The sequence below is a fragment of the Methylococcus capsulatus genome, from assembly GCF_036864975.1.
Classification (GTDB): Bacteria; Pseudomonadota; Gammaproteobacteria; order Methylococcales; family Methylococcaceae; genus Methylococcus.
The window spans coordinates 3330548-3344762 of sequence record NZ_CP104311.1; the positions used below are offsets into that span (position 1 = coordinate 3330548).

Annotated in this window: 12 protein-coding genes; 7 read left to right on the top strand and 5 right to left on the bottom strand. The window is 62.1% G+C overall.

Translation table 11 applies throughout. The features are described from left to right. Position 1: 1 nt before the first annotated feature. Both gmhB and N4J17_RS16085 read left to right on the top strand, forming a co-directional pair. On the top strand, positions 2–541 hold the full coding sequence (gene gmhB / locus N4J17_RS16080; RefSeq protein WP_198322836.1) for a D-glycero-beta-D-manno-heptose 1,7-bisphosphate 7-phosphatase: 540 nt from the start codon (positions 2–4) through the stop codon (positions 539–541). After that, the gene (locus N4J17_RS16085) at positions 504–1253 is read left to right on the top strand and encodes a lysophospholipid acyltransferase family protein (protein WP_198322837.1); all 750 of its coding nucleotides are present in this window, start codon (positions 504–506) and stop codon (positions 1251–1253) included. Before gmhB ends, N4J17_RS16085 begins: the two co-directional genes overlap by 38 nt. 11 nt (positions 1254–1264) lie before the next feature. Here the strand turns inward: N4J17_RS16085 and N4J17_RS16090 are convergent, their stop codons facing one another. Beyond that, the gene (locus tag N4J17_RS16090) at positions 1265–2467 is read right to left on the bottom strand and encodes an aminotransferase class I/II-fold pyridoxal phosphate-dependent enzyme (RefSeq protein ID WP_198322838.1); all 1203 of its coding nucleotides are present in this window, start codon (positions 2465–2467) and stop codon (positions 1265–1267) included. Positions 2468–2606: 139 nt separating this feature from the next. Here N4J17_RS16090 and N4J17_RS16095 point away from each other — a divergent pair, with 139 nt between their 5' ends. After that, entirely contained in the window at positions 2607–3002 is a 396-nt protein-coding gene (locus N4J17_RS16095) for a hypothetical protein (RefSeq protein WP_198322839.1), read from the top strand. Here the strand turns inward: N4J17_RS16095 and N4J17_RS16100 are convergent. Next, a complete protein-coding gene (locus N4J17_RS16100; protein WP_198322840.1) occupies positions 2985–3749 on the bottom strand; it encodes a proteasome-type protease in 765 nt (254 codons plus the stop codon). The genes N4J17_RS16095 and N4J17_RS16100 overlap by 18 nt on opposite strands. Before the next feature lie 323 nt (positions 3750–4072). Between N4J17_RS16100 and N4J17_RS16105 the strand changes: the two genes are divergently transcribed. Together N4J17_RS16105 and N4J17_RS16110 are read left to right on the top strand one after the other, a co-directional pair. Further along, a complete protein-coding gene (locus N4J17_RS16105; protein ID WP_198322841.1) occupies positions 4073–5521 on the top strand; it encodes a circularly permuted type 2 ATP-grasp protein in 1449 nt (482 codons plus the stop codon). 1 nt (position 5522) lies between these two features. Then, entirely contained in the window at positions 5523–6491 is a 969-nt protein-coding gene (locus tag N4J17_RS16110; RefSeq protein WP_198322842.1) for an alpha-E domain-containing protein, read from the top strand. A gap of 368 nt (positions 6492–6859) precedes the next feature. On the opposite strand, the gene nhaD is transcribed toward N4J17_RS16110, so the two are convergent. Beyond that, the gene (gene nhaD / locus N4J17_RS16115; RefSeq protein WP_198322843.1) at positions 6860–8221 is read right to left on the bottom strand and encodes a sodium:proton antiporter NhaD; all 1362 of its coding nucleotides are present in this window, start codon (positions 8219–8221) and stop codon (positions 6860–6862) included. A gap of 270 nt (positions 8222–8491) precedes the next feature. Here nhaD and N4J17_RS16120 point away from each other — a divergent pair, with 270 nt between their 5' ends. Beyond that, positions 8492–10138, top strand: a complete 1647-nt coding sequence (locus tag N4J17_RS16120) for a nitrite/sulfite reductase (RefSeq protein WP_198322844.1) — start codon at positions 8492–8494, stop codon at positions 10136–10138. Beyond that, positions 10125–10610 (top strand): DUF934 domain-containing protein, encoded by a 486-nt coding sequence (locus N4J17_RS16125; protein WP_198322845.1) that lies wholly within the window; start codon positions 10125–10127, stop codon positions 10608–10610. Before N4J17_RS16120 ends, N4J17_RS16125 begins: the two co-directional genes overlap by 14 nt. Positions 10611–10686: 76 nt before the next feature. Here N4J17_RS16125 and N4J17_RS16130 read toward each other — a convergent pair whose 3' ends face one another. Next, complete coding sequence (locus N4J17_RS16130) at positions 10687–13140, bottom strand: FimV/HubP family polar landmark protein (RefSeq protein WP_277458490.1); 2454 nt, start codon at positions 13138–13140, stop codon at positions 10687–10689. 36 nt (positions 13141–13176) lie between these two features. Then, positions 13177–14199 (bottom strand): aspartate-semialdehyde dehydrogenase, encoded by a 1023-nt coding sequence (locus N4J17_RS16135; RefSeq protein ID WP_198322846.1) that lies wholly within the window; start codon positions 14197–14199, stop codon positions 13177–13179. Positions 14200–14215: the final 16 nt, after the last annotated feature.

Here is a 14215-nt window from a genome sequence, read left to right on the forward strand (position 1 = left end):
TATGCACTATGTGATCCTGGACCGGGACGGCGTCATCAACCAAGACTCCGACGAGTACATCAAGTCACCGGAGGAATGGCGCCCGATCCCCGGCAGCCTCGATGCCATCGCCCTCTTGACCCACCACGGCTTCCGGGTCGTGGTGCTGACCAACCAGTCCGGCATTGCCCGCCGGTTGTTCAGCCCAGCCATGCTGGAAGCGATCCACGACAAGATGAGGACGATGGTGCGGGAAGCCGGCGGCGAAATCTTCGACATTTTCCTGTGCCCGCATGGGCCCGAAGACGTCTGCGGCTGCCGCAAACCCAGACCCGGCCTGTTCCGCGCCTTCGCTGAAAAGTATGGCGTGGAACTCGCCGGCACGCCGGCCGTGGGCGATTCGCTGCGCGATATCGAGGCGGCAGCGGCGGCAGGCGCCGTGCCGATCTTGGTCGAAACCGGCAAGGGCACGCGCACACTGGAGCGGAATCCCGAACTCGACGTCCCCACTTTCCCCGATTTGTATGCAGCCGCACAATATATCGTTTTCAGCCAAACTTGAGATCATCCTGCGTTCGGCGGTGTTTTTCGCCGGCATGACCTTGTCCACCTTGGTGATCAGCCCGTGCATGATCGCTGCGCGGCCCTTCTCGTTCGGCATGCGCTGGGCCTTGGCCAACTGCTGGGTCCGGTTCAATCTATGGATGCTGAAAACCGTATGCCGGCTGGACTTTCAGGTCCAGGGCCGGGAAAACATTCCAGCCCAGCCCGGCGTAATCCTCTGCAAGCACCAATCGGCCTGGGAGACCCTCGCACTGCAAGTGATCTTCCCGCCCCTGGTGTTCATCCTCAAGCAGGAACTGCTGAGGCTGCCGGTCTGGGGCTGGGCGATGGCGACCCTCAAACCCATCGCCATCAACCGCTCCCACAAGACGGCAGCGCTCAAGGAGGTGCTGAACGAAGGCGTCAAACGGCTGCAAGACGGGCTGTGGGTGGTCGTGTTCCCGGAAGGCACCCGAGTCGCACCCGGCAAAAAGGGGCACTATGGCGCCAGCGGCGCCATGCTGGCTCATCGTGCCGGCTGCCCGGTGGTGCCGGTAGCACATAACGCCGGCGAATACTGGAGCCGCCGTGCTTTCCTGAAGTATCCCGGCACCATCCAGGTCCGCGTCGGCCCACCGATCGACGCCGCCAAGTTCGACGCGGCGGAAATCACCGCCCAGGCCGAGCGCTGGATCGAAGCCCAGATGCAGGAAATCAGCCGGCCCCGTTGAGACCGGTTTTTTTAGCCGCCGACAAAACGGCGAATCCGTTCGACCGCCTCCTGTAGTACGGGGATGTCGGCCGTGTAGGCGAAGCGCAGATAACGCTCCGGTGACTGGGTGCCGAAGTCCTTGCCCGGCGTCACCGCGACGCCGGCCTGCTCCAGGAGGCGCGCGGCGAACTCCGCGCTGTCATCAGTGAACGCCGAGCAGTCGGCATAGATGTAGAACGCCCCGGACGGCGGGGCCGGCACCCCGAATCCCAGCTTCACCAGTTCCCCCCAAAGAAAATCACGGCGCGCTTCGAAAGCCCGCCGGCGCCGTTCCAATTCGGCAAGGCACGCCTCCGAAAATGCCGCCAGCGCTGCGTACTGTGAGAGCGTCGGCGCCGAAATGAAGATGTTCTGAGCCACCCGCTCCACCGCAGCCGCATATGCCTCCGGCACGACCAACCAGCCCAGACGCCAGCCGGTCATGCCGAAATATTTCGAGAAGCTGTTGACGACGAACACATGGTCGCCAAACTCCAGCGCGCTGACCGGGCGGCCACCGTATTCCAACCCGTGGTAAATCTCGTCCGAAATCAGGATGCCCTGTTCGGCTTCGAACCACTGTACCAGCTCCCGCAATACCGCGGCACGCATGACCGTGCCGGTCGGGTTGGAAGGCGAGGCGCTGATCGCCACCGGTACCTCTCCTCCGCAATGCGTCCGGCACAGGTCTGCGTCCAGATGGAAATCATGCGCCGCCCTCACCGGCACGGCATGCGGTTCGCCGGAATACAGATGCACGAAATTGGAATAACAGGGATAGCCGGGATCGGCCAGCATAACGCGCCGACCGGGTGCCAAGGCCACGGCCAGCGCCAGGGAAAACGCACCCGATGCGCCGGGTGTGAGAAATATCCGCTGGGGTGAGACCCCTGTACCGTAGCGCTCAGCATAGTATCTCCCGATGCGCTCCCGTAGCTCAGGCAACCCGGCGGCCGGGGTATAGCGCACCTGCCCGCCGGACAGGAATCGGGTCGCCGCCGCGTTCACCGGCTCGGGCGTCGGAAAATCCGGCTCGCCGATTTCCAGATGAACGATGGAACGCCCGGACGCCTCCAGCGCCTTCGCGCGCGCCAGGATCGCCATGACATGGAACGGCCGGATGCCATCGGCCAGACACCTGCCATGCTCCGCTTCCCGTGTTGCCTGGCCAGCCTCATGCGGTCGCCGGTTCATCGTATCCCCTGAAAACCTAGACGGAAAAAGTTTCATTTTACGGTTAAAATACCGACGCTGCGGGTCCGATCGCTTCGGCAAGGAGCGGCCGGTCGCTTCTTCACCCCACCATCAACCATGACGGCATCCGTTCGGACTCATGCGTGCGAGCAAATTCTATCTCTTCGTCACTTTTGTGGTCCTGCTCGTCGTCGCCATCGAAGGCGAACTCGTCGTGGAAATCCTTTCGCATACCGCAGAGCTCCTTCTCGAAGCCCTGGAGATGCTGCTGGACACGGTGTTCGAAACCGTGCTCGGCCTCACGCCGCGCGGCGCCCAGGTCCTGACGGCCTGGCTGACGATCGGCGTCGTGGTGTGGCTGGGAAGCCTGCTGGCCGGCAAGTTCGCCCGCAGGTGGCACGAGCGCAGGCGACGGATCGAGGATAACTGGCAACGAATGGTCGCCGAGGCCAAGGCCTGGTATCTGCGTCACCGCCTGAAAATCATTCTGATCAGCGCCGGTGTTGGCTTGCTGGCCCTATTGGCTCTGTTCTGAACCGATCGATCCGGTTGCTTCCCACTCGAACCGTGGCAACAGGGTGAAAGCGTTGCGTATACCCTCGGCCCACTGCTTCTGGATCGAAGCATAGAGGGGGCTGGAATAATCCAGGTGCAGATAATGGCCGATGGCAAAGGAGTCCCGCCGGTAGAAGGCGACCTCCACCGGGGGGCCGACCGAGATATTGCTGCGCATCGTCGAGTCGATGGAGACCAGGGCGCAGCGCGCCGCATCTTCCAGCGTCGTGGTGGGGGAGATCATCCGATCGAGAATCGGCTTGCCATACTTGGTTTCGCCAACCTGCAAATAAGGCGTGTCGGGCGATGCTGTGATGTAATTGCCCTGGGGATAGATGAGGTAAATTTCGGGCGGCTGCCCCTGGATCTGGCCACCCAGGATGAAGCTGGCCTCGGCCGAGACGCCGCTACGCTGCATTGCGCTGGCGTGTTGCTCCTGAACCCGTACGCTGGTTCCACCTATGTAGGACGCAGCATCGTATAAGTAGGCCGCCGTGTTCAGATTGTAGAGCGCTCCCGGATTTTCCAGATCGCGTCGTATCAGATTGATCACAGCCTGAGTCGTGGCCAAATTGCCGGCGGCCAGGACGATCATCATGCGGTCGCTGTGCAAATCGAAGCGGTACATTTTGCTGTAAACGCTGGCGTAATCGACACCGGCATGGGTACGGGAATCGGAGGCGAACACCAGCCCCTCGTCGACCTTGATGGCAAGGCAGTAAGTCATGGGGATTCCTTAACATAGGATCTGCGCGGTTAAGCCGCAGGACTCTAGCTCGAAACAGCCCCCGATCTCAAGCGGCTGCGCAATCGATAGGGATTTCGGCACTTGCACCGGATCAGCGCAAGGCGTTTCCAGCGTGCCCCAAACCAGCCCAGCCTCCGGTCGGGCCGCCCCACGCCCGCCTGGGCATCGCACGGGAAACGACAGAAGGGCACTTGGCATGGCCCGAAAATCGCTTGTCCGCCTATAGGAAGGCCCGCTTCCTGCGTCACCGTGGCCCGCCGCACCCTGAAACGATTTTAGCCTCCAAGGATCGAAACACGATCATGACCCTGGCACTGCAAGATTACCCCAATCCGGAATGTTTCGATGAGTTGATCGACGAGCACGGCATGCCCCGGCGAATCGCCTGTGCCCTGTTCGACCATCTCAATGGCTTCTCCGAAGCCGATCTCCAGGAACGCAAAGCCGCCGCCGAAGCCGAAATCCTGAGCATGGGCATCACTTTCACGGTCTACTGTGAGAACGAGGGCTCTATCGACCGTGCCTGGCCGTTCGACATCATCCCACGGCTGATTCGGGCCGAGGAATGGGAAGGGGTCGAACGCGGGCTAAAACAGCGCACCCGCGCGCTGAACCTGTTCATCAATGACATCTACCACGCTCAGGACATCGTCCGGGATGGCGTATTCCCGCGCGAACTGCTGGCAGACTCCAGGAATTTCCGGCCCGAGTGTGTCGGTATCGACCCGCCGCTCGGCGTCTGGGCCCATGTGTGCGGCACCGACCTGGTCAAGGACAAGGACGGGCGGTTCTACGTGCTGGAGGACAACCTCCGGGTACCCTCCGGCGTGTCCTACATGCTAGAGAACCGGCTGGTGATGAAGCGGGTGTTGCCGGAGCTTTTCGAATCCTACGCCATCGGCCCGGTCGACGACTATCCGGCCCAACTCCGCCAGTGCCTGGCATCCCTCGCGCCCATGGCCAATCCTCAGATCGTGGTGCTGACACCCGGCATCTATAACTCGGCTTATTTCGAACACGCCTACCTGGCCCAGCAGATGGGCGCCGAACTGGTGGAAGGACGCGACCTGGTCGTCGGCAGCGACGACTGCGTCTACATGCGCACCATCGAAGGTCTGCACAAGGTCGACGTGGTTTACCGGCGGATCGACGATCTGTTTCTCGACCCGGAAACCTTCAATCCGGAATCGGTGCTCGGCGTACCAGGGCTCATCCGCGCCTGGAAGAAGGGCAAGGTGGCGCTGGCCAACGCTCCTGGAGCCGGGGTGGCGGACGATAAGGTGGTCTACACCTACGTTCCCGACATCATCCGCTATTACTTGAACGAGGAGCCCATCCTGCCGAATGTACCTTCCTACCGCTGCGTCGATCCAGAGGAATGCCGCTATGTGCTGGACCACCTCGACCAACTCGTGGTCAAACCGGCCAATGAATCGGGCGGCTACGGCATGCTCATCGGCCCCAGGGCCCGCCGGGAGGAGCGCGTGGAGTTCGCTGAGCGCATCCGCCGCGATCCGCGCAACTACATGGCGCAGCCCATGCTCACCCTGTCCACCGCGCCCACACTGGTCGATCATCGGGCCGAACCGCGCCATCTCGACCTGCGCCCCTTCATCCTGAGCGGCCGGGACATCTATGTGACCAACGGTGGACTGACCCGCGTCGCTCTCCAGAAAGGCTCGACCGTGGTGAACTCGTCCCAGGGAGGAGGCAGCAAGGACACCTGGATCATCGACGGAAAAGGAGCCTGACATGGCGATGTTGTCGCGCGTCGCGGAAAGCCTCTACTGGATGTCGCGCTATCTAGAGCGGGCGGAAAACACCGCCCGCATGATCAATGCCAACGCCAACGTGATGCTGGACTTGCCCCGGGAAATCCGTCCCAGCTGGGATTCTCTGCTGACCATCACTGGGAGCGAGGAAACATTCGCCACGCTTTATTCCACTCCCGGCGAAAGCCAGGTCAGCCGTTTCCTGATTACGGAGGCACGCAATCCCGGCTCCATCGTCAGCTCGCTGCGCGCGGCCCGCGAGAACGCCCGCAGCATACGGGACATACTCCAGCGGGAAGGCTGGGAGCATATCAACGCGCTGTACCTTAAGGCGATGGCGCGCATACCGGACAGCGAGTCGCCGAAACGCCGCTTTGCCTACCTCGACGATATCATCGTCAGCGTACAGACCGTCGCCGGCATCATCGCCGGCACCATGAGCCATGATGAAGCCTACGAATTCGTCCGGCTCGGCTGCAATCTGGAGCGGGCCGACATGACCACCCGCATTCTAGACGCCCGTTGGATCGACCTGTCACCGGAAGGCAAGGATGTGACGCCGTTCGAAAACCTGCTCTGGATGAGCGTGCTGAAGTCGATGACGGCCTACCATATGTACCGGCGCCACTGCCAGAGCGCCGTCGGACGGAATTCGGTGGTGAAGTTTCTCCTGGAAGACACCTTGTTTCCCCGTTCCTGCCATTTCTGCCTCCGCGACATGCTGGAGGCGCTCGCCCATCTGCCGCAGGGCGGCTGTGCCCGCGAAAAACTGGCGGAAGCCATCGCCCTGGTCCAGGATGAGGAAAGCCGCCGCCGTACCGAACTGCACCGATTCATCGACGATCTCCAGATCAAGTTGGCCGAAATTCACGATGCCCTCTCCGGCTGCTACTTCGACGTCGAAAAATTGTCGCCCCGGCAGAATCAGTCGCTTTGCAGTAACGAATAGGGTACAGCAGATGCGAAAAGGCCCGCGGCTTTGGCCGCGGGCCTTTTCGTCACCCTTCAGACACTGGAGCGTCGCCATTTTTCGCGAAACCCGACGGGACTTCCAAGTCACCCTCGGAAGCGAAAAATTGGCGACGTCTTTGCCTTCGGCGGCCCGCGCCGTCCTGCGTCCGCCTCGGCTCCGTCCGTCTCTCCGCGACGCACTCCGCCATGGCTCCCACAATGACTCGACGCCGTGTCGGTTCCCTTATGTTTTGTCTACACCTGCGGTGAAGCCGCAGACTCCGACAAAACATCCGGGCCTACGGCTTCGCGGGTGTCGTCGCACTCGCTCGCTTCGCTCGACTTCCTTGTGCTCCTTCGTGGCGATCAGCCGTTGATGAAATAGTGCGTCGCGATACTGGCGACATAGCCTGCAGCCACCGCGGGTGTCCATTTCAGATGGCTGAAGAAGGTGTACATGCCGCGCGATGTGCCCATCAGCGCCACACCGGCCGCCGAGCCCACCGACAGCATGGATCCGCCCACGCCAGCGGTCAGGGTGACCAGCATCCACTGGTAGATGTCCATGTCCGGGTTCATGTTCAGCACCGCGAACATCACCGGGATGTTGTCGACCACCGCCGACAGCAGACCGACGATGACATTGGCCGTGGTCGCACCGAGACCGTCATACATGGCGGCGGAAGCCAGCTCCAGATAGCCGATGTAGCCCAGACCGCCGACCGCGAACACCACACCGAAGAAGAACAGCAAAGTGTCCCATTCGGCGTCGCGGACGTTGGCGAACACATCGAACCGGTCGTCGCTGTTGCCGGGGAAATACATCTTGAGGCGGTAACCGTAGAACATCAGGATGGACAGGCCCACCATCATGCCCAAGAACGGCGGCAGATGGAGGAACTGCTTGAAGCTGACGGCGATCGAGATGGTGAGCACGAACAGACCGCAGATCGCCAGAGCGCCTGGCTTCATGACGACGACCTCCTCCTCGGGAAAATCCGGCAGTTCGTTCGGAATCGCGAAGTGCATGAAGACCGCCGGCACCGCGAAGTTCACGACCGAAGGAATGAACAACTCGAAGAAATCGAAGAATTCCGCTTTTCCAGCCTGCCATACCATCAGAGTCGTGATGTCGCCGAAGGGGCTGAAGGCGCCGCCCGCGTTGGCCGCGATCACCAGGTTGATGAATCCTAAGCTGACGAATCGGGGACTCTTGGCCCCGACCGCCATCACCACGGCACCAACCAGCAGCGCCGAGGTCAGGTTGTCAGCCACGGAAGACAGGAAGAAGGTGATGACGCCGGTGATCCAGAACAGCTTGCGGTAACCGAACTTGCGGGTCACCAACCAGGACCGCAGCGCCTCGAACACATTACGCTCGGCCATGGCATTGATGTAGGTCATGGCGACCAGCAGGAACAGCATCAGTTCCGCATATTCCTTGAGGTCGTGCTCGAATGCCCGGTGCACCTCCTCGGCAGCGACGCCGGCGGTGCTGGCCATGTAGGCGACCTCCGCCCAGATGATGCCGGCGGCCAGGATCACCGGCTTGGACTTCCGAAGATGCGTGAATTCTTCGGTCATCACGAAGGCATAGGCCACGATGAAGATCAGAACGCAGTATAATCCTCGGTGAGTCGCGGTCAGATCAAGATTCCGGGTTTCCTCCGCCAGGGCAAGCTCAGGCAGCCCTAGGAAAAGCGACAATAAAACGAATGCGCGTAACAAGGCCAGGTCCTCTCGAATTGTTATTGAATCGAATAAAAACGTGGCCGCTACATGAGCGGCCCGCCTGTTCCCAAATCCGACCCACGATTATATAAGAAGAACATCCGGACTGACGAATCCACCGGGCACCGGCGACGCGCACGCTATCCAGCCCCACCACCACACACCGGCGGCAGGCGTCGACTCCGACACGCGATGGTGTTATCGTCGTTTTCATAGTAAAACACTCAGGATATCGCCCCGAAGCGAACACCCGACAGCGAAAACGCCATGTACCAATACGACGAATATGACCAACGGCTGGTCGACGAACGGGTTGCCCAGTTCCGCAGCCAGACCCGCAGATTCCTTCAGGGCGAGCTGAGCGAAGAGCAGTTCCGCCCGCTGCGTCTGATGAATGGCCTGTACATCCAACGCCACTCCCCGATGCTGCGCGTCGCCATCCCCTATGGCCTGCTCTCGTCCAGGCAACTGCGCAAACTGGCCGAAATCGCCCGCCGCTACGACAAATCCGTTGCCCATTTCACCACCCGCCAAAACATCCAATTCAACTGGCCGCGCCTGGAAGACGTACCGGACATCCTGGCCGAGCTGGCGACGGTCCAGATGCATGCCATCCAGACCAGCGGCAACTGCATCCGCAATGTCACCAGCGACCCGCTGGCCGGCATTTGCCCCGACGAGATCGAAGACCCGCGCCCCTACTGCGAAATCATCCGGCAGTGGTCGACCCTACACCCGGAATTCAGCTACCTGCCGCGCAAATTCAAGATCGCCGTTAGCGGGGCGATGAAAGACCGTGCCGCGACCCAGCTGCACGACATCGGCTTGCAGATGGTCAAAAGCAAGACAGGCGAAACCGGCTTCGAAGTCCTGGTCGGCGGCGGCCTCGGACGCACACCGATCATCGGCCAGACCATCCGCCCTTTCCTCCCCAAGGCCGATCTCCTGTCCTATCTGGAAGCCATCCTGCGGGTCTACAACCGCTTTGGGCGGCGCGACAACAAATTCAAGGCACGCATCAAAATCCTGCTCAAAGAAACCGGTATCGCAGACTTCACCCGTCAGGTCGAGGCCGAATGGGCGCAGATCCGCCCGCAACTGGTGCTGGACACCGGCGAGATCGAGCGGGTGAAGAAACATTTCACAACGCCCGAGTACCGGCCTGCGAGCGGCGCCGGCCCGGACGGCCTGGCGGCGGCCGACCCACGCTTCGCCACTTGGCTGAGGAACAACACAACGGCCCACAAGATCGCCGGCTACCGTGCAGTGTTTCTGTCACTGAAAGCCCGCGGAGTGCCGCCGGGTGATGTCACCGACACCCAGCTGGATGCCGTGGCCGAGCTGGCCGAGCACTACAGCTTCGGCGAGATCCGCGCCACCCATACCCAGAACCTGGTGTTCGCGGACGTGCATCAGGACGATCTGTACGAACTCTGGCAGCGCCTCGACTCCATCGGGCTGGCCACGCCCAACATCGGCAAGGCCACCGATATGATCTGCTGCCCCGGTCTGGATTATTGCTCGCTGGCCAATGCCAGCTCGATCTCGGTGGCAGAAGACATCTATTCACGCATCGACGATATCGATTATCTGCACGACCTCGGCGACCTGCGGATCAACATTTCCGGCTGCATGAACGGCTGCGCCCATCAGAGCGTGGGCCACATCGGCATCCTGGGCGTAGACAAGAAAGGCGAGGAGTGGTACCAGCTCACTCTGGGCGGCAGCTCCAGCAATGACGCATCGCTCGGCGAACGCCTCGGTCCCGCCATCGACAAGGCTCACGTGGCTCAGGCCGTGGAAACCATTCTGAAAACCTACATTGAGTTGCGTCAGGACGAGGAATCCTTTCTCGATACCGTGCGACGTCTAGGCATCAACCCGTTTCAGGAGCGCGTCTATGCCCATCATTAAAGACGGATCCATCGTCACCGATACTTGGCACCATCTGGCCGATGACGAACCAGTGACTGCTGCCCCCTGCACCGTTTCGCTCGCACGCTGGAACCGCGAGAAGAGCGAGCTGGCCGCCCACGGCGGCGCCTTGGGGTTGCGGGTCAGGGGAGAGGATCGCGTGGAAGATTTCGCCGGAGAACTCGACCGGTTCCCACTAGTCGTGGTGGAATTCCCCAGCATGGTCGACGGCCGCGGATTTTCCATAGCCAGGCTGTTGAGGGAGCGCTATGGCTACCAGGGTGAACTCCGGGCACGTGGAGCCTTCATTCCAGACCAGGTGTTCTTTCTCCGGCGCGTGGGATTCAACGCCTTCGAATTCACGCACGATGCGAACCTGGAAAGCACGCTGCCCCTGCTCAGCGAATTCAGCGTGACTTACCAGGCCGCAGTGGACGACCCACGGCCGCTTTACCGGCGCTGCGCCCGATGAACTGGTCATTCTTGAGGGCGTGACTCGATTCGTGAGGGGGCGCACCATGATCGGGCACGATCCCGCCCACACCCTCCTACCGGCTCTGCGCCCCAGCCACCCGATCCATGAGCACGCGGGCTTCCGCCTTCTGGCGGTCGTTCCCCACGGCGAGGATCTCCTCCAACAGCTCGCTTGCCGCATCGGCATCGCCCATGTCGACATAGGCCTTGCTGAGGTCAAGCTTCGTCTCGAGCGGATCCATGTCGGTGATGTCCCCATACGGGTCCATGTCCTCCCGGATCGGCCCTGGCATACCCGAACCGGGTTGACCGGCGGGCTCCGTATTCCGCACGGCCGGAACCGCTTCGATCTCGATGGTCATCGGCGGTTCGGAGGCGCGGGCCGGCGTCTCTTGCGTCGGCACCGGAGGCGGGTTTAGTTCGGCGTGGTCGTCAAGGCTTTCGAGCTCCGCCAGCAGCGACTCGATGGACTCAGCCGCTGAAGCCGTCGCGCGGGCATACGGCTCCGGTTCGTAAGCGATGAGATTGTCGGCGTCATGGACGACCTCCGGCTCGTCGTTCGCTCTTCCCGCCGGCGAACACGGTTCCAGCCCGGCGAATTCGAACTCGAGTGGAGGTATGTCATCGGCCACAATCTGCTCCCCCTCGGGTTCCGCAGCACCGTCCCGGAGTTCCACATCGAGAGCTTCCGACGATACCCCTTGCACAACCGCAGGCGATCGTGGCATTTCGGGAACGGTGTCAGCCACTAGCGACCGGCGCGCCGCCGCATCGGGAAGACCGTCCGGAACATCCACCGGCACGGGAGGTTTCAAACGCAGCTTGAGACTCATACGGGACACTTCTCCCCAGAGGTCCGGCCGCGTCTCACGCCAGCCCGATGTGTCTTCCGCCAGTTCCTCGAACGCCTGGTATTTCCCCGCGAGGTATAGAATTTCGAGCAGCTTCAGGCGAAATTCGTCGCGTTCAGGGTGTGCTGTGACGGCGGCCCGCATCAGTTGCTCGGCCGGGGCAAGTTTGCCATTGGCCAGAAAGGCATCGGCCTCGGCGATCGCGTCGATCGGCTCCACGGAATCCACCTCTTTGACCGCGTTGCGGTACGCTTCCAGACTGCGGACACCTGCGGAGGAAACGGTCCGCGGCGCGGTCGATGCCGTGCTGCCGGCCATCAGTTTGTCGAGTCTCGAAGGCAGGCCAAGGCCGAACGCCCGCCGCCTCCGTCTCGCCCACCAGGCCAGCGCTGCCGTGAGTGTGAGGGGACCCAGCCCCCAAAGCCAAGAGCCGTTGGCAGCGGCGTCCTCCGTCGGCTCGGTTGCCGGGGGAGGCTGGATGACCACGGTCACTGGCGTTCCGGCGCCGGATTCGGCGGCCGGAGATGACACCGGCACCGGCGACGGAGGAACGCTTGCGGAAGGCGAAGCGGCGGCCGGAACCCCGGGTTGCAGCGCCGCGATCTGCCGGTCCTTCAAATCGAGGAGTTGCTGAAGGGTCGAAAGCTGCTGCTCGAGCGCCCCCAATCGGGCACGAATTTCTTCATTTTCCTGGCGAAGGCTTTCGGCGACCTCCAGGGCGAGATCATCCTTGCCGCCGGCTCCACCAGCTGGCCCTTGGCTGCCAGGTGCGAGAAGCTTGAGCCGACCGCCGCGGGCCGCGGTTTCCCCTCCTTCCGGCGGCGGGACGGGAGCGGAAGCCGCTGGCGGGAGGGTGGATACATTCTTTCGAGCACTCTGGCGCGCCGCCGCCCGCAGTTCCCGCCACTGCCTGACGGCATCCGCCGGCTGCAGCTCCGCCAGTACTGCGTGCGGAGGAATGGTCAACACGGCCCCATGCTTGAGAGCGTTGACGTTACCCCCGATGAAGGCATCCGGATTGGCGCGGTAGATGCCGACCTTGACTTGTTCCGGGGTCAGGTCGCCATCCGCATTGACGGCCTTGGCGATGGAGGAGAGGGTATCGCGGCGCCTGATGGGGCCATATTCCGATCCTTCCCCGGAGGACCTGGCACGACCGGCAGAAGGGGAAGAGGGAGGGTCCACAACATAAAGCGAACGCGGCGTCGGTTCCTGCGGGTATGGCGAAGCACGCTCGGAGCGGCTAGGAGAACTCGGGTCGGGGAAGACCTGTACCGGCGGATCGACCAGCACGGTGAATTCCTTGACGATCCGCCCCTCCGGCCAATCCACCTCCATCAGAAAACTCAGGAACGGCTCACTGATGGGCTCTCGGGAGCTGATCCGGATCACGCCGCTCCCGTCGGCACGCTGCTCCGGCTGAAACCGCAGGCTCGACAGGAACTGCCGGCGTTCAATGCCGGCCCGGGCAAAAGCCTCCGGCGAAGCGAGTGTCACCTTGATGTCCTCGAGTTTCTCCTCCGAAACGACGAGGGGCACCTCCGCCTTGAGCGTCTGGTTGAGAGCGGACAGCAGCCTGAGTTCCCCGATACCCAGGGCATGGGAGCCGGGAGAAATGAAGATGCCGATGAGCGTCAGGGTCCGACGCGCGAATCTGATCCTTTCCGCTCCGTACACCGCGGGTCGTCAATAGGAAATGTAAAAATGAATGCGTCAAATATACTTATCTATCAGTATCTCCGCAATCTGCACGCTGTTGAGCGCCGCGCCCTTACGGATGTTGTCCGCGACCACCCACAGGTTCAGTCCGCGCGGATGCGAAATGTCTTCGCGGATGCGGCCGACGAATACCGGGTCTTTGCCGGCGGCCTCGGTGACTGCGGTCGGGTAGCCCCCCGGCTGATGCTCGTCGATCACCACGACGCCCGGCGCCTTCTCCAGCAATGCCCTCGCCTGCTCCGCCGTGATCTTGTCCCGGGTCTCGATGTGCACGGCCTCCGAATGACCGTAGAACACCGGCACCCGCACGGTGGTGGGATTCACCAGGATGGCATCGTCCCCCATGATCTTGCGGGTCTCCCAGACCATCTTCATCTCTTCCTTGGTGTAACCGTTGTCCAGGAAGACATCGATCTGCGGCAACACGTTGAAAGCAATCTGCTTGGGATACACCGAGGCCTGGCAGGGCAGGCCATTGAGCAATTGCGCGGTCTGGCCGGCCAGCTCCTCGATGGCCTTCTTGCCGGTGCCGGACACCGCCTGATAGGTGCAGACATTGATGCGCTCGATGCCGACGGCATCGTAGATCGGTTTCAGCGCCACCAGCATCTGAATGGTGGAACAGTTGGGGTTGGCGATGATGCCGCGGTTCCGGTAATCGGCGATCTTTTCCGCATTGACCTCCGGCACCACCAGCGGGATGTCGTCCTCGTAGCGGAAGCGGGAGGTATTGTCGATCACCACACAGCCAGCCGCCGCCGCCCGGGGCGCGTAGATATCGGAAACCGAGGCGCCGGGCGAAAACAGGCCGATCTGGACCAGGGACCAGTCGAACTCCTCCACATCCACCACTTTGAGCTGGCTGCCCCTGAACTCCAGGCGCTTACCGGTGGAACGACTGCTGGCCAGGGCGTACACCTCGCCCACCGGGAACCGGCGTTGCTCAAGGATGGACAGCATCGTTTCGCCGACGGCCCCGGTGGCGCCCAGCACGGCGACATTGTAGGTTTTGCTCATGATCTGACTCGGTTCA